The organism is Bacteroides sp. AF25-38AC (genome assembly GCF_003602995.1).
Classification (GTDB): Bacteria; Bacteroidota; Bacteroidia; order Bacteroidales; family Bacteroidaceae; genus Bacteroides; species Bacteroides uniformis.
The window spans coordinates 11,319-36,957 of record NZ_QTMD01000028.1 but is presented as its reverse complement, the minus strand read 5'-3'; the positions used below and the strand labels follow the sequence as shown (position 1 = coordinate 36,957).

Sequence of the window (25,639 nt, the reverse complement as noted above, 5' to 3'; positions counted from 1 at the left end):
CATGCTCTCCATTACTCTATTATTCTTTTCTCCCCTCCCTACGGGGGAGGAGTTGGGGGAGAGGCTGTTATTCAAACTCCGCATCACTGTTCAGTACCTTTGCTGTCGGCTCGGCGGCTGTCTGTGCTTCGCTATCGGCCGGTTGTTCCGGGTGCTCGGCATTTCCGGCATCTATCAGCATCGGCACTTGCGCATCATGCATCCGCTGTTCCTCCAGCTTGGCTGTATAGCGGCTGACACTCAGTATCATGCCGATGTAGGCACAGTTGATGAAAGTGGATGTACCACCCTTGCTGATGAGTGGAAGCGGTTGTCCCGTGACGGGTGCCAGACCTACGGCAACCATCATGTTGAACAGCGCCTGCGTGACGAGCAGCAAGGCTATTCCGGTAATGAGGAAAGCGGGGAAAGTGCGGTCGCATTTTTTGGCGATACGGCCCACTCGCACCAATAGGCAGACATAAAGGAACACAACGACTATTCCGCCTACCAGTCCCAGTTCCTCGATGATGATGGCATAGATGAAATCGGAGAATGCCTGGCTCAGAAAGTCACGCTGTACGGAGTTTCCCGGACCCTTGCCTACAACGTTGCTCGTAGCTACGGCAATACGGGCATGTGCCACTTGCCCGTCGCCGTCGATGTCGAATTTGGCGGCAGGAACTTCCTCCTTGTTGGTAAAGTCTGCAATACGGGATTTTACAGTGGTGAAGCGGTGCCCCATCGGTATATTTTCCAATGTCTTGTCTGGCGTGGCCAGCAGGAAGGCGACAAAGACTGTTACGAATGCCACAATTCCTCCTCCCAGTATCAGCAGTTTCCTGGCAGATACCCGCCCGATGAACATCATCAGGTAGACCGTTCCGAAGAGCAGCATTCCCGTCGAGTAGTTTTCTGGCAGGATAAGGCCACAGACAATGCAGGTAATAATCATGATGCGCTTAAAGGCTTTCGGACTTGCACCGTCTTCATCCTGCCCTTTCGAGAGGATAAAGGCGGTAACGATGACAACGGCCATCTTCGCTATTTCTGACGGCTGGAACTGAATGCCCATGAAGGTCATCCAGCGGGCTGCGCCGTTTACGCGGTCGCCGGTAATGAATCCCATCAGCATCACAAAAGCCAGCAGTCCGATGGATATCGGAAGCAGGAATACCGGGAACACCTGAAACCATTTATAGGGGATGTTGTGTACCAGTACTACAATGACGGCGCCTACCATCAGGAGGATGCTGTGCTGCGTAATCGGTCCCCAGTGGTCGCCACTCTTGTAGGTCAGCGTACTGGCAGCACTGAATACCTCTGTGATGGAGATGAGGCAAAGGAAAAGGAAAATAATCCAAATCACTTTATCGCCTTTGAATATGCTCTTTAATAAATCCAATGCTTCGCAAATTAAAAATTAATAATTAAAGAATTAAAAGTTGCCGTTCTTGTTACGGGATGCGTAATAGGACTGTTGCGGCATCCGTATCTTATAGTGCTCTGACACATGCTTTGAACTGATTGCCGCGGTCCTCATAGCTCTTGAAGAGGTCGAAGGAGGCACAGCAAGGACTGAGCAACACGGTTTCACCTTTCTTTGCCAGCTTGAAGGCTGCTTCTACGGCATCCTGCATGCCGGTCTGCACGTCGGCTACGGGCAGTCCCAGACGGTCGAAGAAGGCGTGCAGCTTTTCGTTGTGCAATCCCAAATAGACCAGGGCAGAGCACTTTTCGCGTACGAGGTCTTCGATTTCCGTGTAATCGTTTCCTTTGTCTTTACCGCCGAGGATAAGTACGGTTTTGCCGGTCATGCTTTGCAGGGCATACCAGCAGGAGTTTACGTTCGTAGCCTTGGAATCGTTGATGAAGCTCACGCCGCGTACGGTGGCTACTTTCTCCAACCGGTGTTCCACTCCCTTGAAGTCGGACAAGGCTTTGCGGATATATTCTTTCCGGATGCCGGCCAAATTGGCCGAGATGCCGGCGGCTAACGAATTGTATAGGTTGTGTGTGCCGTGCAGCGCCAGCTCCTCTTGCTCCATATTGAAGGCTATCGGTTCGTTGATTTCCACTTCACCGTCTTCCACGTATGCGATGGCCCCGTCTTCCTTCACGGCAGCGAACGGGTAGAGATGGGCGCGCAGGCCATGCTTGTCCAGCTCGCGCTTGATGATGGGGTCGTCGTTCCAGAAGATAAAAGCGTCTTCCGGTGTCTGGTTTTGGGTGATGCGGAATTTGGCGTCCACATATTTCTGCATACAGTGGTCGTAACGGTCCAAGTGGTCTGGTGTGATGTTCATCAGTACGGCAATGTTGGCACGGAAGTTATACATATTGTCCAGCTGGAAGGAACTCAGCTCAATGACGTAGTAATCATGCTGCTCCGTGGCTACCTGCAAGGCCAGGCTGTTGCCGATGTTGCCGGCGAGGCCGACGTTCAGGCCTGCACTCTTGAAGATGTGATAAATGAGCGAGGTGGTTGTAGTCTTTCCGTTCGAGCCGGTGATACAGACCATCTTTGCGTCAGTGTACCGTCCCGCAAACTCTATCTCAGAGATGATGGGCGTACCTTTTTCCTTTAATTTTATAATGAGCGGAGCGTCGTTGGGGATACCGGGGCTTTTCACTACTTCGTCAGCATTCAGAATCAGCTCTTCTGTGTGGTGCCCCTCTTCCCAGGCAATGCCGTATTTATCCAGCAGTTCCTTGTATTTGTCTTTGATGGCGGACATGTCGGAGACGAACGTGTCGAATCCTTTCACTTTGGCCAGTACGGCAGCGCCTGCGCCGCTTTCGCCAGCTCCTAATACTACAATTCTCATAATGTACTAATATGATTAATGTGCCAATGTGCTAATGAGCTGCGCTGTCGTGCCGCATGGCAATTAGCACATTGGCACATTAGCATATTGAATAATTATTATCTAATCTTTAATGTTATAATCGTTATCGCTGCCAATACAATCGTCACAATCCAGAAGCGGATGGTGATTTTGGATTCGTGGAACAGCTTGTCCGGTTTGGTGAATACTACGCTGCATCCCGGCTCTATCAGGCTCATGGAAGTGCGGAAGTGGTCGTGTATCGGTGTTCTTTTGAAGAGGCGTTGTTTCACGCCTTTCCGCTTGCCTGCCTTGTAGTAGAGGCGTTGCAGGATGACCGAAAGGTTCTCCACCAGGAAGATACCGCAAAGGATGGGTATCAGCAGTTCCTTGTGAATAATGATGGCGTATACTGCGATGATTCCTCCAATGGTCAGACTGCCCGTATCGCCCATGAATACCTGGGCCGGATAGGCATTGTACCACAAGAAGCCGATAAGTGCACCGATGAAGGCACAGATAAAGATTACCAGTTCTTCCGAGCCGGGAATGTACATGATATTCAAGTAGCCGGCATATTCAATGTGGCTCGATACGTAGGCGAGTATTCCCAAGGTCAGTCCGATAATGGCAGAGTTCCCTGCCGCCATTCCGTCCATTCCGTCATTCAGGTTGGCTCCGTTGCTGACGGCGGTAACTACGAAAATCGTGATAATCACAAACAGTATCCAACCTGCTGTCTGGGCATGTTCACCCATGAAGCCCACTAGGTCGGCATAGTCGAAGTTGTTACTCTTGAAGAATGGGATGGTGGTCTGTGTTGCCTTGATTTCCTTGGCGGCATGCACCACTTCTATCTGTCCGTCCGGTTTCTCTATTTCTATGTTCTCGCGGATAACCACCTGCGGACTGAGGTAGAGAGTCAGTCCGACGATAAGTCCCAAGCCTACCTGACCGATGATTTTGAACTTACCGTGCAGGCCTTCCTTGTCCTTCTTGAATATCTTGATGTAGTCGTCGGCAAAGCCCAGCGACCCCAGCCAGATTGTGGTAATCAGCATCAATATCATATAAATATTGTTCAATTTGCCCAGTAGTAGGCAAGGAATGAGTATGGCAAAAATAATGATGACACCGCCCATGCTGGGTACTCCCACCTTGTTTACGCCGAACGGGTCGATGCTGGCATCACGTTGCGTTTCGGTAATCTGCTTGCGTTTCAGTAGATTGATGAACTTATCTCCCCAGATACTCGAAATGAGCAATGCCAGAATGATTGCCATCAACGAACGGAAGGATGTATAGCCAAACATGCCCGCACCGGGGAAGTCATATTTGTCTAACCATTGAAATAAATAGTATAACATGATGTTAATTATTTAATTGTTTAATGTGCTAATGTGCCAATATGCTAATTGATGTCTGGTATATCTGCTGGTAAAGGAATGAATATCCTACATGACGCATGGCAATTAGCACATTGGCATATTAGCACATTATCTCATTTAATATCTCTTTGTCGTCAAAATGGTGTTTCACGCCTTTAATCTCCTGATAATTCTCATGCCCCTTGCCTGCAACGAGAATCACGTCTCCCGGCTGTGCCAGCATGCAGGCTGTCTTGATGGCTTCGCGGCGGTCGGTGATGCTGATGGTTTTCTGCATGTCGTCTTTATCCAGTCCCGCCAGCATGTCGTTGATGATGTCCTGCGGCTCTTCAAAGCGCGGGTTATCGGAGGTGATGATGACCCGGTCGCTCAAGCGGGCGGATTCTTTGGCCATGATGGGACGCTTGCCTTTGTCGCGGTTGCCGCCGGCGCCCACAACGGTAATCACTTTCCCTTTTCCTTCCAGCACTCCGTGAATGGCGTTCAATACATTGACCAGGGCGTCTGGAGTATGCGCATAGTCCACAATGGCGGTGTAGCCTTTCGGTGAACGGATGGCATCGAAGCGGCCGGTTACCGGATGCAGCGTGCTGAGGGCAACCAGTACATCCTCTTCTTTCTTGCCAAGCAATACGGCAGTACCGAATACCGCCAGCAGGTTGTAGGCATTGAACTTTCCGATGAAACGTACTGCCAGTTCGTGATTGTTGAAGTCGAGCAACATTCCCTCGAAATGAGACTCCAAGACTTTGCCTTTGAAGTCGCTAAGACTACGCAAAGAGTAGGTGTATACCTTCGAACGGGTATTCTGCGTCATCACAAGTCCGTTCTTGTCATCCAGGTTGGTCAGGCTGAAAGCTCCTTTTGGCAGTTCGTCGAAGAACTTTTTCTTGGCTTTGAGGTAGTTCTCCACCGTTTTATGATAATCCAGATGGTCGCGGGTCAGATTAGTGAAAATACCGCCGGCAAACTTCAGACCGCTGATGCGCTTCTGGGCAATGGAATGGGAACTGACTTCCATGAAGGCATACTTGCAGCCGGAATCTGCCATTTCTCCGAGCAGGCGGTTCAGGGTTATCGGGTCCGGGGTGGTGTGTTCGGTCGGTACGGGCAGGTCGTCGATGTAATTGCATACAGTGGAAACCAGTCCGACCTTGTAGCCGAAATAGCGGAAAGTATTATATAATAAGGTGGCAACGGTTGTTTTTCCGTTGGTTCCGGTCACGCCGATGAGTTCCATCTTGGATGTAGGGTCGCCATAGAAAGTGGTAGCCACTTTCCCTACGGCATCTTCACTGTCTTTCACCTGAATGTAGGTGATGCCGGCCTTAAGCTCTTCCGGCAATTCTTCACACAATACTGCAACAGCCCCTTTATTGATGGCAGCCGGAATATAGGCATGCCCGTCGGTCTGCGTACCACGCATGGCCATGAACAGATGTCCGGTTCCTATCAGGCGGGAATCTATATTCACCCCCGTTATCTCCATGCTTGTACTTCCGGCAATCCGGACCGGCTGTATTGTTTGCAACAAATCACTTAATCTCATACCTTATTATATATAGTGTATATCCAAATCTTGTTTATTCTCATGTTAACGTAGTGTCAGGGCTATGGTTTGTCCTTTCACTATCCGGCTACCGCTTGCTATGGACTGGTTCCTCACCCGTCCTACGCCGTTTAGCCTTACTTTCAGTCCTTTGCTCTCTAAAAGGTAGACAGCATCTTTCGCTCCCATACCGACCACGCTGGGCACGGTGCCCGAGGCCGGTTCCTGGTCTTGCAGGATGACTGCCGACGGAGCTGCTTGTGTATGCCCCCACTGTTCCTTTTTCTTTTGTCCGGCGAACTGTTTCTGAACGGGCACTTTCAAATCATTCAGTACAAGGAGTGCTTCGTTCATCTCTCCGGCTTTCACGGGAGGAATCACATTGGTGGTACTGTCTATGGCACTGCGTATGTCAAAACGCAGGTCTTTGGCATACACTCTTTCTGCTATTTTCCCGAAGACACTACCTGCCATCAGACCGCCTGAAGCTGGTAACCCAGGCTTCTGGATGGAAACGATGCAACTGTATTTGGGTGCTTCCGAGGGGAAATATCCGCAGAAACTTACAAGGTAGTTCACCCGTCCCGACTTATATCCGGCGGCTCCTTGAGAAATCTGTGCCGTACCCGTCTTGCCCGATACGGAGAACTGTTTGCTGCCGGCAGGTTTTGCCAATCCTTGCGATACCACTTTCCGAAGGATTTCGCGGATTTGTGTCAAGGTATGGTCGGAACATATCTTGGGATTGATTACTTCCGTAGGATATTCTTTCACTACCTCACCGTCCTTTACCGCTGCTTTCACAAATTTGGGGCGTACCATGACTCCGTTGTTGGCTATGGCATTGTAGAAGGTCAGTATGTTTATGGGAGGTACCTGGGTTTCGTAACCGATACTCATCCACGGCAAAGTCGTTTTGGCAAAATAACGCTCTTTAGGCCCTTTGATGTTGGGTTTCCCTTCACCGGGTATTTGCAGATGAAGCGGCTGGTCGATGCTCATGCGCTTCAAACCGTCCACGAACTTCTGCGGATTATCCTTGTAGTGCTTGTCGATGAGGTAGGAGACACCCACATTGGAAGAAACTTCCAGAATACGTGTCACATCTATCTTTCCGTAACCTCCCCGGTGCCAGTTGTGGTCCCTCATCTTACTGCCGTACATATTCATAATACCGTTGCCCGTGTCTACCTCGGTATCCGGGGTTATCTTGCCATCTTCCAGTGCCACCATAATGGAGGCTGTCTTGAAGGTGGAGCCCGGTTCCAACATATCGCTGATGGCATTACTGTTCATTTCGTAGTAATTGCCGTCTCCGGCTTTCATCATGTTGACAATGGCCTTTACTTCTCCGGTAGCCACTTCCATCAGTACGGCTACCCCGACGTTGGCATTGATTTCCTTCAACTTGTCCACCAAGGCTTTTTCGCAGATGTCCTGCATGCCTACGTCGAGGGTGGATATGATGTCACAACCGTCTACCGGGGGAAGGTCTACGATATTCAGGTATTTATTCATCACCTTCTGACGGTGGGTAATACCGTTTCGTCCTTTCAGCAGGGTGTCGAAGGCCAGTTCAATGCCGTTACGGGCTCCCATGGCTGTATCGGCATAGAGACGGCCCAGGGTTTGGGCTGCCAAAGAACCGAACGGCTTTTTACGCTGGTTGTATATCTGTTCGTGGAAACCGCCTCGGTATTTGTTCATCTTGAATACGGGTAACCGTTTGGCTTCCTTATACTGAATGTAAGAGATGCGCCGGTTGCGGTTGGGAAGAATGTTGTAGTTCCGGCTCTTCATCTCCCGCCCCTTGCGCAGATGGCTTTTGAAGGTGGCGGCACTGATGTCTGGAAAAATCTGATGAAGCCCGATACAGATAGAATCGAAATTGGCTTTCCAGATAGAATCCTTGCGCTGCTGGTCCTTTTTGCGGCGCTTCTCGTCCCTTTCGCCGGACATGAAGTCCATATATATTTTATATTCCGGCAGCGAACTTGCCATCAGTTTGCCATCCGAGGACAGGATATTTCCCCGGTTGGGCTTCACCGTTACATTCTCTTTTACGAAGCGGTCGGCTACATCGTGCCAGTACTGTCGCTCAGCAAACATAATCATGGCGCCTTTCACAACAATAGCTATCCCCACCAACCCCATGAGTAGGACGACGAAGAAGTAACGGGTCATTATGTTTTTTTTATTTACAGCCAATGTTATTTACGATTTAACGATTTACGATGTACTATTGAAATTACTTTAATCCTCAATTCTCCATTATTTTAGTAAGTACGGTGGATTAGTGGAAGTCTGCAAATCGCTTTCTTTGGTGGCGATGTATTCCTCGATGCGCGATTGGCGGCTCCGCTCCATCAATTCCGAACTGCGTGTCAGGGCATCGTACTTGATGTCTATCAGCTCTTTTTTAAGATTGTCTATCTCTATCAGTTGCAGTTGGCATTCGTAACGGTTGTTGATGTAAATAATGATAAGCACCATGATAAGGAACAACAATCCGGCTTGGCGGCGGAAGAAGTCTGTGGCCAGAATGTCGCCTCCGATAATGTTCTTCAGTGAGGTGCGTTTTTTCACCTTTTCCGTATTCTTTTCTTCTTGCTTCTTTTCCATTGCTAGTCACTAATCATTCATTACTCTTTCTGCAATTCTCAGCTTGGCGCTGCGCGAACGCGGATTGCGCTCTATCTCTTCCTCGTCCGGTACAATCACTTTGTTGTTGACTAGCCGGAACGGGGTCAATACGTTCCCGAAGAAATCTTTTTCGGCCTTGCCTTCCACGTTACCGGTTTTCATGATATTCTTCACCATACGGTCTTCCAGGGAGTGATAGGTTATCACCACCAGGCGGCCTCCCGGCTTTAGCGCTTCTGTTGCCGCATACAGCATTTCTTTCAGTGCTTCCATTTCCTGGTTTACCTCAATGCGCAATGCCTGGAATACTTTTGCCAGTTCTTTCTTCTCGCGTTCGCGGCCGAAGAGTGGCTTGACGATTTCCAAAAATTCGCCGATGGTGGCAATTCTCTGCGTAGCCCGTGCCTTAACGATGACAGATGCCAGTTTCCGGCTGTTCTTCAGCTCGCCGTACAGATAAAAAATATCGGCCAGCTTTTCTTCTTCGTAGGTATTCACGATGTCGGCAGCGGTCAGGCCGGCACGCTTGTTCATACGCATATCCAGTGCCCCGTCGAAGCGGAAGGAGAATCCCCGTTCGCTGTCATCAAAGTGATGGGAAGATACGCCGAGGTCGGCAAGTATGGCATCCACTTTTTCGATGCCGTGATAGCGTAGGAAGTTGTGCAGGTAGCGGAAGTTGCTGCGTACGAATGTAAAATGCGGGTTGTTCACAATGTTGCGTTCCGCATCCTCGTCCTGGTCGAAGCTCAGCAGCCGGCCGCCGTCTTCCAGGCGGGACAGTATCTCGCGCGAATGTCCTCCTCCACCAAACGTTACGTCTACATACGTGCCGTCCGGACGGATGTTCATTGCATCTACGCTCGGCATCAGCAATACGGGGATGTGATATGTTGTTTCTTCTTTCATCATCTGTTGTTTATAGCTTATTTTCGTCACAACAAATATTTTCGTCTCCCAGCAGTTCTTCAAGAGCCTCGCTGAACTCGTCGGGGTTCATGAATGGTTGGTCGGCACGTTCCTTAGCCCAGATTTCTATTGTGTTGTCCACACCAATGAAGCGGACATCACTTTGTATACCCGCCATTTGCAGGTAACGTTTTGGGAGCAGGATGCGTCCGTTCCCGTCAGGGGTCATGACTTCCGCGTCACTTACGAACTGGCGGAAAATCATTTGTTGTTTGGCGTTCCATTTATTCAGTCGGCAGCGAAGTTGGTTTTGAGTGGCAAACCATACACTTTCCGGGTAGAGCACCAGGCAATCCTGATACACGTCCTTACGCAACACGAGTCTTTCTTCAGAAGCGGCTTGCAGCTGTTTCCGGAAGGTGGCCGGGATGAAAACTCTTCCTTTTGCATCCGCCTTAGCCTCGATATTACCTAAAAATTGTATCATTTCTCACCTTATTATAATAAGCGACGGTAAAAATACACATTTCCCCACAATTCCCCACAATCTTTTAACTAAAATCTTAGGAAGAAGTTTTCAACACCTTGTTGATAGCTTATTCATTTGATAATGAAGCTGCTTTTGAAACGCTTTGCTGGTGGGGGATTCGTGTAGTCTCTTTTGAAAAGATTCAGTTGAGGATGACGGTCTTTGGTTTGAAAGTCGCTTGTTGGTGGAATGGTGTCTTGGGTGGGAAACTTCTTTCCCAGCTTTGCGGATATCTAAACCAAGACTTGGTTTCTCTATCCCCAGGCTTGGTTTGGAAAAACCAAAGTTTGGGATAAAGCTCTTTCTTAACTCTTTCTTGTTTTAGTATTAACTTCTGAAACTTTTTTTGTTAACTTCCCGTCTATTTTGTGAACGTTACTACTTACCGGAAGATGATGGGAGGGAGGAGTGATAATATTCCCCCTGGAGTGGTTGATTATTACATTCATCCACAGAATCCAGGGGGGATAAATGTTTTTTTACTGTATGCTGTTCAGCAAGTCTAGCTTGCCCTCGTTCACCAGTTTTAGAATGAGTTCGCCAAACAATGTGTTTTGCCATGCAAACCAGGCGCGGGTGAACTTGGCGGGATTGTCTTTGTGGAAAGACTCGTGCATAAAGCCGGTTCCGGCTTCTGTATCCATCAACATCTTCACGCAAGTTTTAATCTCTTCATCGTTCTGGCTTGTGAAGGCTTTCATCATGATGCTCATCGGCCAAATCATGTCGTAGCCGATGTGCGGACCTCCAATGCCTTCGCCTGCCGTACCTTTGAAGAAGTATGGGTTATCCTCGCTCCATACGAAACGACGGGTGTTCTGGTAAATAGGATCGTTGATGTCCACATCGCCCAGATAGGGCAGTGCGATAAGGCTCGGTACATTGGCGTCGTCCATCAGAAGGTGGTTGCCGAAACCGTCTACCTCGAAGGCATAGATGGTGCCGTATTTGGGATGGTTGTAGGTAGCGTATTTTCGTAGGGCGGTTTCTACTTCTCCAGCCAGGTCGGTACATTCTTTTGCAAGCTCCGGGCGGTTATTGACTTCAGTCAGAATCTCGGCTGCCTTACGCAGCGAAGATACGGCGAAGAAGTTGGAGGGTATCAGGAATTGGAAGGTGGTGGCGTCATCGGAAGGGCGGAAAGAAGATGCAATCAGTCCGACCGGTTTCACCGGATTGCCCCAGCCGTCGTTGGTCATCGTGTCCAGTGCGCGTTCAGTTACCCGCTGGAAATGGTAGGAACCGCGTCCGTCACGGCGCTGTTGGTCGCGGAAGGTGGTCAGGATGTTTTGGATTGCTTTTATCCACTCGGCATCGAAGATGCTTGTATCACCGGTCGTTTTCCAGTAATGGTAGGCAAGGCGTAGCGGATAACACAGTGAATCGATTTCCCATTTACGCTCGTGCACCTCGTCGTTCATGTCGGTAAGGTCGGTTTTCCAGTGTCCGTCGGGGATGGGGCCGTCGTTGAAGGCGTTGGCAAACGGGTCTACATTAATCAGCTTGAATTGGCGGTTGATGACTCCTGCAAGCATCGTCTTCAGTTCCTTGTCTTCATTGGCCAGCTGTACGTAGGGCCACACCTGCGCACCTGAGTCGCGGAGCCACATGGCATGGATATCTCCGGTGTAGACAAATGTGTCGGGCTTCCCGTCTTTCTTGTCCTTGCGGAAATGGACGGTGGTGTCCAGCGTGTTGGGAAAGCAGTTAGTGAACATCCATGACAGCTTCTGATTTTTCAGCAGCTGCTGTATCCGTTGAATTTGTTCTTCTACGGCTTTGGAACGGAACAGTCGTTTTGATTCTACCGGTCGGTTGTCTTTCTTGATAGCGTCGGAGGCGCATACGTGGTTACTCATGGCCGGCTGTACGGCAAAAACGGCAGGAGTAGCCATTGTCATTGCTGCAAATGTGCAGGCTGTAATGATTGTCTGTTTCTTCATGTTGTTTATTAATTACTCGGTTTTTCTTTAGGTATCTTGGTTTGTGTCCCATGATTGCCCAAAGATAAGCATATTTACTTTTTTATCCGGCCAATTAATAAACAATTCTTAGGTTGCCGTATTCTCTTATCTGAAATCTTTCAGGTCCTGCTGCAGTTTCTGGCGGGTAAAGAAGATGCGGCTCTTTACTGTTCCAAGTGGGAGGTTCAGCTTTTCTGCGATTTCACGGTACTTGAAACCGGAGACATGCATGGAGAAAGGTATCTTGTACTCACGTGGCAAGGCATTGACAATGCGGTGCATTTCCTTCAGGTCGTAGGCGCCTTCTGTGCTGTCGAGTGTGAGGTCGTGCGGCGTGTTCAGATGATAGAGATTGTCTGTGGTATCTACAAATGTCTGGTCACGTACCACTTTACGGTAATTGTTGATGAAAATATTACGCATGATGGTATATATCCATCCTTTAAAGTTGGTATCAGGTGTGTACTTCTCTTCATTGTCCAGAGCTTTCAGGGATGTCTCTTGAAGCAGGTCGTTGGCCTCTTCGCGGTCGGAGGTTAATTTATATGCAAAGCGTAATAAGTCGTTTTGAACTCCGAGTAGGTCTTGGGTAAATGTTCTATTATTCATAATGGATGTTTTTTAAATTATTGTTCGTTTTATTGATGATGCAAAGCTACGGATGATTTCTCTTTTTGATAGACGGAAATCAAACTCTCTTTGGGGTAAAATCTAACAATTGGCAGTTTTCGGGTGGCTTTGGTTAGCTTTCAGTGCCTCGGATAGGTGGAAAAGTGGGATGTAGCCAGAGATTGCTATCCTGATTTTTGTAAATAATATTGTCGCAAAGCGTAACGGCTTGAATGAGTTTGTGTACGAAATACAAGGGGCGAGACCATGAAAGGCAGACGCGGGATTGTCCCGGCCTGCCTTTCTCTCTTTTGATACAACTAAAATCTGTACTCTTCTTAATTTATGGAAATCACTGGTTTTATATGCTGAGTGCTTAAACAAAATCCTTCAAGTCTTGTTGTAGTTTTTGGCGGGTGAAGTAAATGCGGCTCTTTACCGTGCCTAAGGGCAACCCTAGCTTCTCTGCAATTTCGCGGTATTTGAAGCCGGAGACATGCATGGAGAAGGGAATCTTGTACTCCCGTGGAAGGGCGTTGACAATGCGGTGCATCTCTTTCAGGTCATATGCGCTTTCTGTGCTTTCAAAAGCGGCGTCGCGCGGCAGGTTCAGGTGATAGAGATTGTCCGTGGTATCCACGAAAGTCTGGTCACGCACCACTTTGCGGTAATTGTTGATGAAGATATTGCGCATGATGGTGTATATCCATCCTTTGAAATTAGTATCGGGCGTATACTTCTCTTCGTTATCCAGAGCTTTCAGGGATGTTTCCTGCAAGAGGTCGTTGGCTTCTTCACGGTCGGAAGTAAGTTTGTATGCAAAACGCAATAAATCGTCTTGAACTCCGAGCAGGTCTTTTTTAAATGTTATATTGTTCATATGTGCTATGTTTTTTTTCGTTAATCTTGATATTGCAAGTTTACGGAAGTTTTCTCTTTCAGGCAGACGGATTTCAAACATACTTTAGGGGAAAAACTATCAATTGACAGTTTTTAGGTGCTATTTGATAGATTTCGGGTGCAGTTTTCTGTCATTTTTTTGCGATTAATTAAAAAGATGAGTTAATTTTGCGCATTCATTTCATCAAAAGAAGAATGGCTGACGACTCTTTATTTTTGATTGACATAGACAAGATACTTCGGGAAAAGGCTCCGAAGCAGTCTAAGTATATCCCCAAGTTCGTGGTTTCTTATTTGAAGCACATCGTTCATCAAGAGGAATTGAATGTCTTTTTGCGGGAGTCGAAAGATAAAGTCGGTGTAGATTTCCTGAAAGCTTGTCTGGAGTTCCTTGATGCCAATATTGTGGTAAAGGGGGAGGAAAATCTGCCTAAAGAAGGGCTTTATACTTTTGTGTCCAACCATCCCCTGGGTGGGCAGGATGGAGTGGCACTGGGTTATGTCCTGGGCTCCTTTTATGGTGGCAAGGTGAAATATATGGTCAACGACCTGCTGATGAACCTGCACGGACTGGCGCCGCTTTGCATCCCCATCAACAAGACGGGAAAGCAGGCCAAAGACTTCCCCAGAATGGTGGAGGCGGGATTTGCTTCGGACAATCAGCTCATCATGTTTCCCGCAGGGCTTTGTTCGCGTAGGCAGAATGGGGTCATCCGTGACTTGGATTGGAAAAAGACCTTTATCGTGAAGAGTGTCGAAGCCCACCGTGATGTAGTTCCCATCCACTTCGAGGGGCGGAACTCCAACTTCTTTTATAATCTTGCCAATTTTTGTAAGATGTTGGGCATCAAGTTCAATATCGCCATGCTTTACCTGGCAGATGAAATGCTGAAGAATCGCCATAAAACATTTACCATCACCATAGGGAAGCCTATCCCCTGGCAAACTTTCGACAAATCGAAAAGCCCGGCCGGATGGGCGCAATATGTGAAGGATATTGTATATAAATTGTAGAGAGACCGTATTTATATTAAAGAAGAACTACTAACAGAAAAATATGGAAGATGTTATTGCACCGATAAGCAAGGAGCTGTTGAAAGCGGAGTTGACTGAGGAAAAGCGTCTGCGCATGACCAATAGAAGTCATAATCAGATATATATCATTACTGCCCAAGACTCTCCGAATACAATGAAGGAGATCGGCCGTTTGCGCGAGATTGCATTCCGTGCTGCGGGAGGAGGAACGGGCAAGTCTATGGATATTGATGAATATGACATCATGGACAACCCGTACAAGCAGTTGATTGTCTGGAATCCGGAAGCAGAAGAAATTTTGGGTGGATACCGTTATATCTTAGGTACGGATGTGCGTTTTGATGAACATGGTGCCCCTATTCTGGCAACTGCCCATATGTTTAACTTTTCGGATAAGTTTTTGAAGGACTATCTTCCTACGACCATCGAGTTAGGACGTTCGTTCGTTACGTTGGAGTATCAGTCTACGCGTGCAGACAGTAAAGGTCTGTTTGCGTTGGATAATCTGTGGGATGGTTTGGGCGCACTGACCGTAGTCATGCCCAATGTGAAGTATTTCTTCGGAAAGGTGACTATGTATCCCAGCTATCATCGTCAGAGTCGTGATAAGATTCTTTATTTTCTTCGGAAACACTTTGCGGATAAGGACAACCTGATTACTCCGATGAAGCCGTTGCTTCTGGAATCGGACGAGAATGAATTGGCGGCTCTCTTCTGTAAAGACTCTTTTAAGGAAGACTATAAGATTTTGAATTGTGAAATCCGTAAGGCGGGGTATAATATTCCCCCGCTGGTGAATGCCTATATGAGTCTCAGCCCTACCATGCGTATGTTCGGTACAGCCATCAATTACGGTTTCGGAGATGTGGAGGAAACGGGTATCCTAATTGCCGTGGACGAGATTTTGGCAGAAAAGCGCATTCGCCACATCGAGTCGTTCATAGCGAGCGAACCGGAGGCGTGCAAGCTTACGTCGGGAGCAAATAAGGTTGTATCATAGGACTATCCGGAGGAATGTTTGTCGTCTGTTATACCGCTGGCAAGCTATTCCCGTTTATTTTCCTATATAAATCGAGTGCAAATACATCCGTCATTCCGGAGATGTAATCCAATACCGCCTGTATTCTTTCGTAGAGTGCAGGCGCTTTTATGTTGTACTGGCCCGATACGCGATTGATGAGCAGTTGCGAATATGCCTTTTCCGGAGAACGCACGGCGTCAATCATCAGTTCGAGCAGGGTACTGATGATGCGGAAACCGGCAAGTTCAATGTCCAGTACATCGCGTGAACGGTAAATCCTCTTCAGGGAGATGTCTGCACAGTGCTTGTAGGCATTGGCTGGTACCTCGGATATATGGTTGATGAGGCTTCCTTCAAATTCTCCTTTCAGAATCTTTTCTTCATTGTCTACAAAGGCTTGCACGCATTCGCCGATAAGCAGTCCGATAACGCTGGAACGCAGATAGGCTATTTGTTCATTGGTGTCACTTACTATCTCCATCGTTTTGAGCCGGTGTGCTTGGCGCTCTTTCGAGAAATAAGAAAGAAGCAACTCTTTGGTTTCTTGTGTAGTCAGAATTTTCAGTTTGTGAGCATCCTCAATATCCATCATCTGGTAGCAGATGTCATCGGCGGCTTCCACCAGATAGACCAGCGGGTGGCGGGCATATTTCAACGGGGCATCGTTCTGCTTCTCCATACCCAACTCTTCTGCTATGCGGCGAAAACTTTCTTCCTCTGTGATGAAGAAACCGAATTTTGACTTTTTGCCTGCAAGACTCGATGAAAAGGGATATTTCACGATGCTTGCCAAGGTGGAGTAGGTGAGTACAAATCCTCCCTGTCGCCTTCCCTCAAACTGGTGGGTAAGCAGGCGGAACGCATTTGCATTCCCTTCAAAGTGGGTAAGGTCCTCCCATTGGGAAGGTGTCAGTTGGCCCTTCAGGGACATTCCTTTTCCTTCAGAAAAAAAGGTGGAAATAGCTCGTTCTCCCGAATGTCCGAAAGGAGGATTTCCCAAGTCGTGTGCCAGGCAGGCGGCCGAAACGATGGAGCCTATTTCGGTGAGGTAGCTGCCTTGCAGTTCCGGGTGGCGGGCAATGAGAACTTTCGATACATCGTTGCCTAATGAGCGGCCTACGCATGATACTTCCAAGCTGTGTGTCAATCGGTTGTGGACGAATACACTACCGGGAAGAGGGAATACCTGGGTTTTGTTCTGCAGACGGCGGAAGGGGGCAGAGAAGATAAGGCGGTCATAGTCACGTTGGAATTCCGAGCGGTTTTCATGGCGTTCCTGGTGAAACTCTTCCAGTCCGAAGCGTTTGGCAGATATGAGCGTATTCCAATTCATCATGATGTTATTTGAGATTTGACGATTTACTATTTACGATTGAAGTTACTATTATTTAACTGCAAATGTATCACTATTTTGTATAAAAAGCCGTATTTTCGCCCAAGTTTATAGTAAAAGGAAGATGAATTGCGAAACTTGAATTACTCGAATTGTAAGAATAGAAGTAGCCCCAATCGTAAATAGTAAATCGTCAAATCGTAAATAACATCATGTTGAACGTACAAATCATCAATAAATCAAAGCATCCGCTTCCGGCTTATGCCACTGAGCTGTCTGCAGGAATGGATATCCGTGCAAACCTTAATGAACCTATTTCGCTGGCTCCGATGCAGCGGTGTCTGGTGCCTACTGGCCTTTATATCGCTCTTCCTGAAGGATTTGAGGCGCAAGTGCGTCCGCGTAGCGGATTGGCCATTAAGAAGGGGATTACCGTGCTGAACTCCCCTGGAACGATTGATGCCGATTACCGTGGTGAAGTTTGTATTATTCTCGTCAACCTTTCTGCAGAAACCTTCGTCATCGAAGATGGGGAGAGGATTGCACAAATGGTGATAGCGCGTCACGAACAAGCTCTTTGGCAGGAAGTGGAAGTGCTGGATGAGACGGAGCGCGGTGCCGGTGGCTTCGGGCATACGGGTAAAAAATGAATGGATATTGTTCCGTTTTACGGGTTAAGAATTTATAATTAAATAGATGAGAATCAGAGTAAAAATAATACTTGCGTTGTTGATAGGTACCTTCTGCTTTACTACGTACGGAGTGCAGGCTGCCAATGTTCAAGCTTCTAAGGAGAAAATGAGCGGGTACGGTCGGTCTGAAAAGGCACGGAAGGAATTGAAGAAACGGAAGAAGTCGAAGAAAGCCGACGTTTCGCCCGTAAAGGAGCTTACCCCCGAACAGCAGCGCCGTTACGACTACTTCTTTCTTGAAGCCGCCCGTCTGAAAGTCCAGAAAGACTATGATGCGGCTTTCGATGTCCTGCAACATTGCCTGACGATAAACCCGAACGCATCATCGGCTTTGTATGAGATGGCCCAGTATTATATGTACCTCAAGCAGGTGCCGTTGGGACAAGCCGCGTTGGAAAAGGCGGTGGAGAATGCTCCCGATAATTACTGGTATGCCCAGGGACTTGCCAATCTGTATATGCAGCAAAACGAAACGGAGAAAGCCGCTGCCTTGTTGGAAAATATGGCGGTACGTTTCTCGGATAAGCTGGACCCGCTATACAACTTGCTGGAGATTTACAACCGCCAGGAAGAGTATGACAAAGTTATCGGTATACTGAACAAGCTCGAGGAACGGATGGGCAAGAATGAACAGCTCAGTATGGAGAAGTTCCGCATCTATCTGCAAAAGAAGGACGACAAGAGCGCCTTTCATGAAATAGAAAGTCTGGTAGAAGAGTATCCCAACGATATGCGCTATCAGGTTGTGCTGGGGGATGTCTATATGCAGAACGGGAAAAAGCAGGAAGCTTATGAGATTTACAAGAAGGTGCTGGCCGAAGAGCCGGACAATGCAATGGCCATGTACTCATTGGCTTCTTACTACGAAGAGACCGGACAGAAGGAGCTGTATGAACAGCAATTGGACACGCTGTTGCTGAACAAGAAAGTGGCTTCGGACACCAAACTGAATGTGATGCGGCAGTTCATCGTGCAGAACGAGCAGGCAGGCAAGGACAGCACACGTGTCATTACGCTCTTCAACCGTATCATGGAGCAGGAGCCCGATGAGGCACAATTACCTTTGCTGTATGCCCAATATCTTCTTTCCAAAGGAATGAACAAGGAGGCTGGACCGGTTCTGCGCCAGGTTCTGGCGATAGACCCTACCAACACAGCGGCTCGTATGACATTGCTGGGGGAAGCTGTGCGCCAGGAGGATTACAAGGAAATAATGAATTTGTGCGAAGCCGGTGTGGAGTCCAATCCCGATATGTTGGAGTTCTATTTCTATCTGGCCATTGCCTACAACCAGGCGGAACGGACGGATGATGCCCTTGCCATCTGTCAAAAGGCTTTGTCGCACGTCAAGGACGACAGCAAGAAGGAGGTCGTATCAGATTTTTATGCCATTATCGGTGATGCTTATCACACCAAGAATCTGCATGCGGAAGCTTATGCGGCTTATGATTCCGCTTTGGTGTACAATCCTTCAAACATCGGTGCCTTGAATAACTACGCATATTATCTTTCCGTGGAGCGCCGCGACTTGGACAAGGCGGAAGAGATGAGCTACAAGACAGTGAAAGCCGAGCCGAACAATTCCACCTATCTCGATACATATGCATGGATATTGTTTGTTAAAGGTAATTATGCCGAGGCGCGTCTCTACATAGATGAGGCGATAAAGAATGATAAAGATAGCAGTGACGTGGTCTTGGAACATTGCGGAGATATCTATTACATGACTGGCGATGCGGAAGGTGCCTTGAAATACTGGAAACAAGCCTGGGATAAGGGCAATCGCTCTGATACGTTGAAACAGAAAATACAAAAAAAGAAATATATATCAGATGAAACTAAACCTGCTGAATGATATGGCAAGGACGTGCCGCCTATTGTCCTTGCTGTTGTTGCTGGCTGTGGGGCTTGCCGGTTGCAAGACTTCGCGTCACTCAAGTTCTCTGTCCGGAGAATCTGTCTGCCTTTCCTCCAAAGTGCAGCTGACGGTACCCCATAAAGATGCCACCCTTACTGTGAACGGTACGATGAAGTTGAAGAAGGAAGAATGCATGCAGATTTCCTTTCTGATGCCGATACTTCGTACGGAGGTGGCACGTATGGAAGTCACCCCGGATGAGATTCTGTTGGTAGACCGTATGGGAAAACGTTATGTCCGTGCAACACGTAAGGAACTGAAGGATGTGCTGCCCAAGAAGGCGGATTTTGCCCATTTGGAGAAACTGCTTTATGCTGCTTCCAAACCCAATGGCAAGAAGGTGCTTACCGGCAAGGAACTCGGGATACCCTCTCTGGAAAAGGGAAAGATTGAACTTTCCAACTTCTCGGATAAGCCTTTTGCACTGACTCCTACCCAGCTCTCACAGAAATATAAAGAGGTGGAGCTGGAAGAACTGCTGGAAATGCTGATGGACCTTTGATTAGTTGATAATTGTCAGATAATCCCTCATAACTTATAACTCATAACTTATGAAGCTTCTCCTTCTCTTCTTTCTCCTCCTTTTGCCGGTTTCTCCGCTCCTTGCCCAGTCCAACAAGCTGATTAAGGAACTGGAAAGCAAGCGTGGTGCCTTGCAGAAACAGATAGCAGAGTCGGAAACGCTGTTGATAACCACCAAGAAGGATGTGGGAAGCCAGTTGAACGGTCTTGCTGCACTGACCGGACAGATAGAAGAGCGCAAACGCTATATTCTGACTATCAATAATGATGTGGAATCCATAGAGCGCGAGTTGTCTTCATTAGAACGTCAGTTGACCCGCCTGCAACGTGACCTAAGGGACAAGAAGAAGAAATACGAATCGTCCGTTCAATATTTGTATAAGAACCGCTCCATTGAAGAGAAGCTGATGTTCATTTTCTCTGCCAAGAGCCTGGCACAGACCTATCGACGCATGCGCTATGTACGTGAATATGCTACTTATCAGCGCCTGCAAGGCGAGGAAGTGTTGAAAAAGCAGGAGCAGGTGAACCGTAAGAAGACTGAGCTTCAGCAAGTGAAGGTTGCCAAGGAAGGATTGTTGAAAGAACGTGAAGAGGAGAAAGTCAAGCTGGAAGCGCAGGAGAAGGAACAAAAGTTGTTGGTAGCCAATCTGAAAAAGAAACAGCGGGGCTTACAGAACGAACTGAATAAGAAACGCCGTGAAGCCAATCAGCTCAATGCACGCATTGACCGTCTGATAGCGGAAGAAATAGAGAAAGCGCGTAAGCGTGCGGCAGAAGAAGCGCGCCGTGAGGCAGCCGCACGTAAAAAGGCTGGTGAGAAAACCGAAAAAACGGCAACTGCCTCTACGCCCGCAAAGCCGAAGGCACAGCCTTTGGAAACTTACTCCATGAGTAAGGCAGACCGTGAATTATCAGGGAACTTTGCTAATAATCGCGGTAAGTTGCCGATGCCCATCACCGGCGCGTATATCATTACCAGCCATTACGGCCAGTATTCTGTGGAAGGTTTGCGCAATGTCAAGCTGGACAATAAGGGCATCGATATACAAGGGAAACCGGGTGCCCAAGCCCGTGCCATCTTCAATGGTAAAGTGGCGGCTGTCTTTAAACTGAACGGACTGTTCAATATCCTTGTCCGTCACGGGAATTATATATCAGTCTATTGCAACTTGTCATCGGCCTCGGTGAAGCAGGGCGATGATGTTACCACCAAACAGACTCTCGGACAAATCTTCTCGGATGGGGCCGACAATGGTCGTACGGTGCTACACTTCCAATTGAGGAAAGAGAAGGAAAAACTGAATCCGGAGCCGTGGCTGAACAGATAATGATAATTTAAATTTTTACTCCTTCCAGCAGCTCCAGATACATCCCTATCGCCTCCTCTATCTCCTTGACAAAGATAAATTCATCGGCAGTGTGTGAACGGGCACTTTTCCCCGGTCCCATCTTCAGAGAAGGGAATGGCATCAGTGCCTGGTCGGACAAGGTCGGTGAGCCGAAAGGAGTACGTTTCATGGCAATAGCCTTTTGCACTACCGGATGCTCCGGAGCTACGTGTGAAGAGCTTAGCCGGAAGGAGCGGGCTTTGGCTTCACACGTGATGTGTTTCTGTATTTCATCGAATAGCTCCTGATTGCTATAACACTCGTTGCTGCGAATGTCTACGACAAAAGTACAACGGTCGGGAATGACGTTATGCTGTGTACCGGCGTTTACCATGGTTACGCTCATCTTCACGGGACCCAGCAGGGAAGATTCTTTTGGGAAACGGTAATCACGAAACCAGGCAATATCATCCAATACCTTATATATAGCATTATCTCCCTCGTTTCGGGCAGCATGTCCCGATTTTCCGGTAGCAGTTACGTCCAGCACCATCAATCCTTTTTCTGCAATGGCAGGTTGCATCTCTGTCGGCTCGCCTACAATGGCAAACTGTATGGGAGGGAGTTCCGGCAATACGCATTCTATTCCCCCCTTGCCTGATACTTCCTCCTCACACGAGGCAAGATATATCAGATTGTAGGCCTGAGTGGTGCGGCACAATGTCAGGAATACTTGCAGCAGGCTGACTACACTGGCTCCGGCATCGTTGCTGCCCAGCCCGTAGAGCTTTCCATTACTTTCCAGCGTTGGTTTGAAAGGATCTTTTCGCCACCCGTTGACGGGTTTTACGGTGTCGATATGGGAATTCAGCAGCAAGGTCGGTTTCTTTAAGTCGAACATCGGGCTGAGGCACCATACATTGTTGCCTTTACGTCCTGTTGCCATGCCTTGCATTTCGATATAGTTCTGCAGATAATCTGCCGCCTTCTCCTCGTCGCGGCTCAAGGAAGGAATGGCTATCAGTGATTTGAGCAATCCGATTGCTTCGGAAGTTAAAGTCGGTATATCGTAAATCATATTCGGTAAATAAATAATCTGGCCGCAAACTTACGGATAAAAAATGAAAAGGACGCCAAACCGACATCCTTTCTGTTTTTTCAATATTGTTTAGAAGAAGCAACTGAGTGATATCATCAAGTTGCGGTTTTTGTTGCCTGAATCTTTAATGTTCTCTACCAGTCCCCAGTCATAACCGATGGAAATCTGATATTTCTGACTGAATTCGACTCCGGCTTTTAATCCGAGACCGAAATCAAAACGCTTCATGGCATCATCCCCGAATACATTGGTGGAGTTATCATCAAACTCATATTCGTCAAGAATATCTCCTTCTGCCTTGGCTTTGCCAAAAAGACCGATGGCTAAATAAGGACCGGCATTGCCGAATATGGCAAAGTTCTCATTCACTGCATATTTATAGCCAATGTGTACAGGAATTTCCAGGTAGTAGGGATTGAACTTGATAGAAGCAGCAGAGCCTCCGTCTATTTTGGCTCCTTTCAGCGTAAGTAATGCACCCATATCGAGGTAGACTCCTTCTGAAATTTGAGGCAATCCTACTTCAGCCTTTACCCCAGCATGAAAGCCTATTTTACTGTCGAAACCGGTAATGGAGAAGTTACTGGAGTTCATGCCGACTGTTGCTCCCCATCTGAGGTTGTCTTGAGCATTGATGCTTGCTAAACCTATGGTCAGCATAGCCATTAAAAGCAATACTTTTTTCATGTTCATTGAATTTGATTTAGTTTGTATATCACCACAAATATATAGATATTTAATATATTTCTATTGTTTTAATGGTAAAGAAAGTTTCTTTTGTGGATAATTTGCTAACGGATGGTCGGATACTTTAAAGGTAAAGTTTGAATAATTACCCGCTAATATCAAATTAGTTTCAAATGAAACCACTACCTTTGTACCGTATTTACCAATATCAAAAGTTATGACTTATCATCATTTGTCTGTTCTGGTGCACCGCCAGGCAGAGAAGTATGGAGACAAAATAGCCCTGAAATACAGGGACTATGAAACTGCACAATGGATACCCATCTCTTGGAAAGAGTTCTCACAGACTGTACGCCGGACTGCCAATGCAATGGTGGCTTTGGGAATAGAGCCACAAGAGAATATCGGTATCTTCTCGCAGAATAAACCCGAATGTCTCTTTACTGATTTCGGTGCATTCGCCAACCGGGCGGTGACTATACCTTTGTATGCTACCAGCTCACCGGCCCAGGCACAGTATATCATCAACGATGCACAGATACGTTATCTGTTTGTAGGCGAGCAGTTCCAGTACGATGCCGCTTTCAGCGTGTTCGGATTTTGCCAGTCTCTGCAGCAGCTCATCATCTTCGACCGTGCTGTGGTGAAAGATCCGCGCGACATGACTTCCATCTATTTTGATGAATTTATGGCAATGGATGAAGAGTTGCAGCACAATGCCATTGTAGAAGAACGTACAGCAGCTGCCTCAGATGATGACCTCGCCAATATCCTTTATACTTCCGGTACTACCGGTGAGCCGAAAGGTGTCATGCTCCATCATTTCAATTATAGAGAGGCTTTCCGCATTCATGATATCCGATTGCCTTTCATGACAGACCGGGATGTTTCCATGAACTTCCTTCCGCTGACCCATGTATTCGAAAAGGCATGGACCTACCTTTGTATACATCGGGGAGTGCAGGTCTGCATCAATCTCCGTCCACAAGATATCCAAACTACTATTAAAGAGATACGCCCTACACTGATGTGCAGTGTACCCCGTTTTTGGGAGAAAGTCTATGCCGGTGTGCAGGAGAAGATTTCCCAGGAAACCGGTCTGCGTAAGGCGATGATGTTGGATGCCATCAAGGTGGGCAGGACGCATAACATTGATTATTTGCGCCAAGGAAAGACTCCTCCGATGATGCTTCATCTGAAATACAAGTTCTACGAAAAGACCATTTATGCTCTGCTGAAGAAGACGATAGGTATTGAGAACGGTAATTTCTTCCCTACGGCAGGTGCTGCTGTGCCCGATGAAATCTGCGAGTTTGTGCATTCTGTAGGTATAAACATGGTGGTGGGCTATGGTCTGACGGAATCTACGGCTACCGTTTCCTGCTTCCTCAACGAAGGCTATGAGATTGGTTCCGTAGGTACGGTGATGCCTGATGTGGAGGTGAAGATTGGCGAGAACAACGAGATACTTCTTCGTGGTAAGACTATCACTACCGGCTACTACAAGAAACCGGAGGCAACGGCTGCTGCCATCGACCGTGACGGTTGGTTCCACACGGGTGATGCCGGTTATTTGAAGGATAGCCATCTGTATCTGACGGAGCGTATCAAAGACTTGTTCAAGACTTCCAACGGAAAATACATTTCACCGCAGGCATTGGAAACGAAGCTGGCTATTGACCGTTACATTGACCAGATTGCTGTCATTGCCGATGAGCGTAAGTTTGTTTCCGCTTTGATAGTTCCCGTTTATGGCTTTGTGAAGGATTATGCCAAGGAGAAAGGCATTGCATACAACAATATGGATGAGTTACTGCAACATTCCAAGATACAAGCGTTGTTCCGTGCCCGTATCGATACCTTGCAGCAACAGTTCGCCCATTACGAGCAAGTGAAGCGCTTCACGCTCCTGACCGAACCGTTCAGCATGGAGCGTGGCGAGCTGACGAACACGCTGAAGCTGAAACGCTCTGTAGTGGCAAAGAACTACAAGGGGCTGATTGACAAGATGTACGAGGAATAGATTTCCATTTGTTTGTTTTTGAACCGTCCGACTTGGAGTGAATTATTTTCATTCCGGGCCGGACGGTTTGTTTTATGTATGGACTTGCCCTTGGCAGATAGGACTCTCGAGTATGTGCACGTTAGTTAGGCTTAAAAAACAGCCTGGTAGATAAATGGGGATTTATCATTTCAAAACAGCTTCTTCAAAGATAAAGGGGAAGAACCGTCTGTCATCTGTCACGGGATTCAAGCACGTAGTCCGGAACGCTCCCCTTGTTCAGTCCGTCTTTCCCCGTTGCTTTATCCCTCAAACGCTTGGTGTCTGTCCCCGAAACAGCCTTTGTTCATTGTCGGCTCACTCGGGTGAACAAATCAGCTCACTATGGTGAACAACTCCGTTCACTATAGTGAACGAGTCAGACCACTATAGTGAGCCGCTCAGAAACTCAAAGCCTCTATAAGACAAAGAAGCGGACACAACAAGAGAAAGAAGGGGACGAGACAAGAGAAAGCAAGGGAACGGGACAGACCGAACACCGGTGAGGGCAAAATTTGCCCTCACCCTTTTTATTTGCCCTCACTCACCCATGTAATGCCGATGAACAGGGCGGTTCGGGAAGTGAGTGAGGGCGGTGAGGGCAACATTAAGAAAATCGTATTAGTTTTTCCTTCTTCTTCCGAACCCGATTAACTTTTATT

General features: G+C 47.6%; 21 protein-coding genes. 7 read left to right on the top strand and 14 right to left on the bottom strand.

Features of this window, described 5'->3' with window-relative positions; translation table 11 throughout:
• Nucleotides 1–67: 67 nt before the first annotated feature.
• From DWY55_RS16845 to DWY55_RS16790, 11 genes are all read right to left on the bottom strand, one after another.
• Nucleotides 68–1,384 (bottom strand): FtsW/RodA/SpoVE family cell cycle protein, encoded by a 1,317-nt coding sequence (locus DWY55_RS16845; RefSeq protein WP_005830397.1) that lies wholly within the window; start codon nucleotides 1,382–1,384, stop codon nucleotides 68–70.
• A gap of 91 nt (nucleotides 1,385–1,475) precedes the next feature.
• A complete protein-coding gene (gene murD / locus DWY55_RS16840; RefSeq protein ID WP_117878560.1) occupies nucleotides 1,476–2,810 on the bottom strand; it encodes a UDP-N-acetylmuramoyl-L-alanine--D-glutamate ligase in 1,335 nt (444 codons plus the stop codon).
• 95 nt (nucleotides 2,811–2,905) lie between these two features.
• Entirely contained in the window at nucleotides 2,906–4,174 is a 1,269-nt protein-coding gene (mraY, locus tag DWY55_RS16835; RefSeq protein ID WP_117878558.1) for a phospho-N-acetylmuramoyl-pentapeptide-transferase, read from the bottom strand.
• A gap of 121 nt (nucleotides 4,175–4,295) precedes the next feature.
• The gene (locus DWY55_RS16830; RefSeq protein ID WP_120178161.1) at nucleotides 4,296–5,744 is read right to left on the bottom strand and encodes a UDP-N-acetylmuramoyl-L-alanyl-D-glutamate--2,6-diaminopimelate ligase; all 1,449 of its coding nucleotides are present in this window, start codon (nucleotides 5,742–5,744) and stop codon (nucleotides 4,296–4,298) included.
• A gap of 45 nt (nucleotides 5,745–5,789) precedes the next feature.
• Nucleotides 5,790–7,928, bottom strand: a complete 2,139-nt coding sequence (locus DWY55_RS16825; RefSeq protein ID WP_044467417.1) for a penicillin-binding protein — start codon at nucleotides 7,926–7,928, stop codon at nucleotides 5,790–5,792.
• An 87-nt stretch (nucleotides 7,929–8,015) separates the two neighbouring features.
• Nucleotides 8,016–8,366 (bottom strand): FtsL-like putative cell division protein, encoded by a 351-nt coding sequence (locus DWY55_RS16820; RefSeq protein WP_005830386.1) that lies wholly within the window; start codon nucleotides 8,364–8,366, stop codon nucleotides 8,016–8,018.
• 9 nt (nucleotides 8,367–8,375) lie between these two features.
• Nucleotides 8,376–9,296, bottom strand: coding sequence for a 16S rRNA (cytosine(1402)-N(4))-methyltransferase RsmH (gene rsmH / locus DWY55_RS16815; RefSeq protein ID WP_008662693.1), 921 nt, complete (start codon nucleotides 9,294–9,296; stop codon nucleotides 8,376–8,378).
• A gap of 10 nt (nucleotides 9,297–9,306) precedes the next feature.
• Entirely contained in the window at nucleotides 9,307–9,783 is a 477-nt protein-coding gene (gene mraZ / locus DWY55_RS16810; RefSeq protein ID WP_005834563.1) for a division/cell wall cluster transcriptional repressor MraZ, read from the bottom strand.
• A 521-nt stretch (nucleotides 9,784–10,304) separates the two neighbouring features.
• Nucleotides 10,305–11,726: a glycoside hydrolase family 125 protein gene (locus tag DWY55_RS16800; RefSeq protein WP_085931532.1), complete on the bottom strand. Its 1,422-nt coding sequence runs from the start codon at nucleotides 11,724–11,726 to the stop codon at nucleotides 10,305–10,307.
• 168 nt (nucleotides 11,727–11,894) lie between these two features.
• Entirely contained in the window at nucleotides 11,895–12,398 is a 504-nt protein-coding gene (locus DWY55_RS16795; protein ID WP_008662696.1) for an RNA polymerase sigma factor, read from the bottom strand.
• 376 nt (nucleotides 12,399–12,774) lie between these two features.
• Nucleotides 12,775–13,278 (bottom strand): RNA polymerase sigma factor, encoded by a 504-nt coding sequence (locus DWY55_RS16790; protein ID WP_008662699.1) that lies wholly within the window; start codon nucleotides 13,276–13,278, stop codon nucleotides 12,775–12,777.
• A 215-nt stretch (nucleotides 13,279–13,493) separates the two neighbouring features.
• Here DWY55_RS16790 and DWY55_RS16785 point away from each other — a divergent pair, with 215 nt between their 5' ends.
• Together DWY55_RS16785 and DWY55_RS16780 are read left to right on the top strand one after the other, a co-directional pair.
• Nucleotides 13,494–14,312, top strand: a complete 819-nt coding sequence (locus tag DWY55_RS16785; protein WP_005830371.1) for a 1-acyl-sn-glycerol-3-phosphate acyltransferase — start codon at nucleotides 13,494–13,496, stop codon at nucleotides 14,310–14,312.
• Nucleotides 14,313–14,355: 43 nt separating this feature from the next.
• A complete protein-coding gene (locus DWY55_RS16780; RefSeq protein WP_005830370.1) occupies nucleotides 14,356–15,333 on the top strand; it encodes a GNAT family N-acetyltransferase in 978 nt (325 codons plus the stop codon).
• Between the two features lie 28 nt (nucleotides 15,334–15,361).
• Here the strand turns inward: DWY55_RS16780 and DWY55_RS16775 are convergent, their stop codons facing one another.
• Nucleotides 15,362–16,690, bottom strand: coding sequence for a deoxyguanosinetriphosphate triphosphohydrolase (locus DWY55_RS16775; RefSeq protein ID WP_005830369.1), 1,329 nt, complete (start codon nucleotides 16,688–16,690; stop codon nucleotides 15,362–15,364).
• A 212-nt stretch (nucleotides 16,691–16,902) separates the two neighbouring features.
• On the opposite strand from DWY55_RS16775, the gene dut reads away from it, so the two are divergent.
• Genes dut through DWY55_RS16755 form a run of 4 tightly spaced genes read left to right on the top strand, consistent with a single transcriptional unit; the run spans nucleotide 16,903 to nucleotide 21,150 of the window.
• Complete coding sequence (dut, locus tag DWY55_RS16770; protein WP_025831605.1) at nucleotides 16,903–17,337, top strand: dUTP diphosphatase; 435 nt, start codon at nucleotides 16,903–16,905, stop codon at nucleotides 17,335–17,337.
• A 46-nt stretch (nucleotides 17,338–17,383) separates the two neighbouring features.
• Complete coding sequence (locus DWY55_RS16765) at nucleotides 17,384–19,234, top strand: tetratricopeptide repeat protein (RefSeq protein WP_005830367.1); 1,851 nt, start codon at nucleotides 17,384–17,386, stop codon at nucleotides 19,232–19,234.
• Nucleotides 19,212–19,799, top strand: a complete 588-nt coding sequence (locus DWY55_RS16760; RefSeq protein WP_119958693.1) for a DUF4292 domain-containing protein — start codon at nucleotides 19,212–19,214, stop codon at nucleotides 19,797–19,799. Before DWY55_RS16765 ends, DWY55_RS16760 begins: the two co-directional genes overlap by 23 nt.
• A 49-nt stretch (nucleotides 19,800–19,848) precedes the next feature.
• Complete coding sequence (locus tag DWY55_RS16755; RefSeq protein WP_057253814.1) at nucleotides 19,849–21,150, top strand: murein hydrolase activator EnvC family protein; 1,302 nt, start codon at nucleotides 19,849–19,851, stop codon at nucleotides 21,148–21,150.
• A gap of 7 nt (nucleotides 21,151–21,157) precedes the next feature.
• Here DWY55_RS16755 and DWY55_RS16750 read toward each other — a convergent pair whose 3' ends face one another.
• Nucleotides 21,158–22,228, bottom strand: coding sequence for a M20 family metallo-hydrolase (locus DWY55_RS16750; RefSeq protein WP_005830364.1), 1,071 nt, complete (start codon nucleotides 22,226–22,228; stop codon nucleotides 21,158–21,160).
• A gap of 90 nt (nucleotides 22,229–22,318) precedes the next feature.
• Nucleotides 22,319–22,936 carry a porin family protein gene (locus DWY55_RS16745; RefSeq protein WP_005834577.1) on the bottom strand — a complete coding sequence of 206 codons (618 nt, stop codon included), beginning with the start codon at nucleotides 22,934–22,936 and terminating at the stop codon, nucleotides 22,319–22,321.
• Nucleotides 22,937–23,153: 217 nt separating this feature from the next.
• Between DWY55_RS16745 and DWY55_RS16740 the strand changes: the two genes are divergently transcribed.
• On the top strand, nucleotides 23,154–24,959 hold the full coding sequence (locus tag DWY55_RS16740) for an AMP-dependent synthetase/ligase (RefSeq protein WP_119958541.1): 1,806 nt from the start codon (nucleotides 23,154–23,156) through the stop codon (nucleotides 24,957–24,959).
• The last annotated feature ends 680 nt before the right edge of the window (nucleotides 24,960–25,639 follow it).